A 1975-nucleotide genomic window follows, 5' to 3' on the forward strand; every position below is an offset into this window, starting at 1 on the left:
GCTCTACCATCGTTATCGGCCCTTTTCCTGTTGAAACACTCCCTGTCTCTTTTCCTTTTATTGTAAAGAACCTTACCTTTTGTTCATTTTGATCGGCAGCAAATAATTGTKTTCCMTCATCTGATGCGATAACATTAGCAATTCCTTTTCCAGTCTTATATTTGTCCACTTGTCTTCCTTCTGCTAGTGAATATACATACATATATTCTAATTGCTTACCATAAACAAGTATTTCCTCGCCATTTGGAAGTAGCGTAACCCCCGCAATCGGCTCATTTAATTCCCATGTTGTTAATAGCTTCTTTGTTTTTTTATCAATAAAACTAATACTACCTTCCTTTATATTCGTTGTTATAATAACACTTTTATCTTTAGCAATCGGTGTATACGAACTTCCTTGACACCCTACTAATAGAAATAAAAAACAGAGAAGAAAAACATACTTTCTCAAAAGATTCCCTCCATCTTCGGATGATTTCGTTATAATTGTAAARTAACAAATAAATGTGTGGAAAATGTGAAATCTTCCTTTATTAATAAACTTACATATATAATGTACAACAAATAGAATTTGAGGTGTGYAAATTATGCTTTTTCCTGATTTAGCAAATAAAATTGTACGTGAAGTACGCAGATTAATTACTGAGAACATTATTATTATTAATATACAAGGCGTTATTATCGCAAGTACAGATGCGGAAAGAATCGGTCAATTTCATGAAGGTGCACTCCGCTGTGCGAAACAAAAGAAAACTGTCATTATTACAAAAGACGATGAACGACGACTGCAAGGTGTAAAAGCTGGGATGAACCTTCCTTTACTATTCCATGACGAAGTAATCGGCGTGATTGGAATTACAGGAGAACCTGAAAATATTTCACAATACGGAGAAATATTACGTAAGATGACCGAATTATTAATTCATGAAAACTACTTTTTAGAACAACTAGAACTTGAGCACCGTTCTTATGAAGCATTTGTCTTTGATTGGCTTCAAAATACAGACTGGTCTCCAAGTTTTCTCGATCGTGCAAAAACGCTTGGCATTGATTTATATAAGAAGAAACAACTTATTTTATTATCAATCGCCCAAGATAATACGATGCTCCAGCGTAAAATTTGGCAACATATGCGCAACATTTTAGCAAAAGAAAATTTATTTGTTCGCTGGGGAAATGATCGGTTTATTTTGTTTACAACAATCCAATCCAAAGAGCAAACCTTTCAATTTTTAAAACGGTTAAAACAAGACTGTGAAACTTTATTTTCTATTACTTTATATATCGGGATTGGACAAACAGTTACGCCAAGCAATATGAACTTATCGTACGAACAAGCATTACGCGCCCTTTCAGTATCACTTGAAACGAAAAAAATTGTATTTAATGAAGATTTACGTTTAGAAATGTGCTTACAAGATATTTCTACTGAAACTCGAGAACAGTTTCTAGAGCGTACCATTGAAAACTTAGTATCATCTCCTGAGCTTATGCACACTTTACGTTTATTTATCGATTATAACCAATCTTATAAGCAGACAGCTGAGCAATTACATATACACATTAACACATTGCATTACAGATGCCTGATGCAGTCATYGCTCCTCGTAATACAAATGAARTAGCWGAMGTGTTAAAAGTRTGTAACRCTCAYAAAATCCCAGTATACGTTCGCGGGTCTGGAACAAATCTTTGCGCTGGAACGTGTCCACTTGAAGGTGGTATCGTCCTTATTTTCCGCCATATGAACAATATTTTAGAAATTGACGAAGAGAATTTAACAATTACTGTACAAGCTGGTGTTATTACACTTGATATTATTAAAGCAGTAGAAGAAAAAGGTTTATTTTATCCACCAGATCCAAGCTCTATGAAAATTTCTACAATCGGCGGTAACATTAATGAAAACTCCGGCGGATTACGTGGTTTAAAATATGGCGTAACACGTGATTATGTAATGGGGCTTGAACTTGTC

Annotated in this window: 1 protein-coding gene and 2 pseudogenes; 2 read left to right on the forward strand and 1 reads right to left on the reverse strand. The window is 34.5% G+C overall.

From position 1 onward, the window contains the following. Positions 1–451, reverse strand: a 451-nt coding sequence (locus AC1DJR_RS29255; protein ID WP_477004172.1) for a YncE family protein, incomplete at its 3' end; no start/stop codon positions are given. Positions 452–587: 136 nt separating this feature from the next. Between AC1DJR_RS29255 and AC1DJR_RS29260 the strand changes: the two are divergent. Together AC1DJR_RS29260 and AC1DJR_RS29265 are read left to right on the forward strand one after the other, a co-directional pair. Next, positions 588–1583: pseudogene (locus tag AC1DJR_RS29260) on the forward strand (CdaR family transcriptional regulator); the annotation flags it as partial. After that, positions 1583–1975 (forward strand): annotated as a pseudogene (locus tag AC1DJR_RS29265) (FAD-binding protein); the annotation flags it as partial. The pseudogenes AC1DJR_RS29260 and AC1DJR_RS29265, both read left to right, overlap by 1 nt.

The sequence above is a fragment of the Bacillus sp. 05T31 genome, from assembly GCF_056396725.1.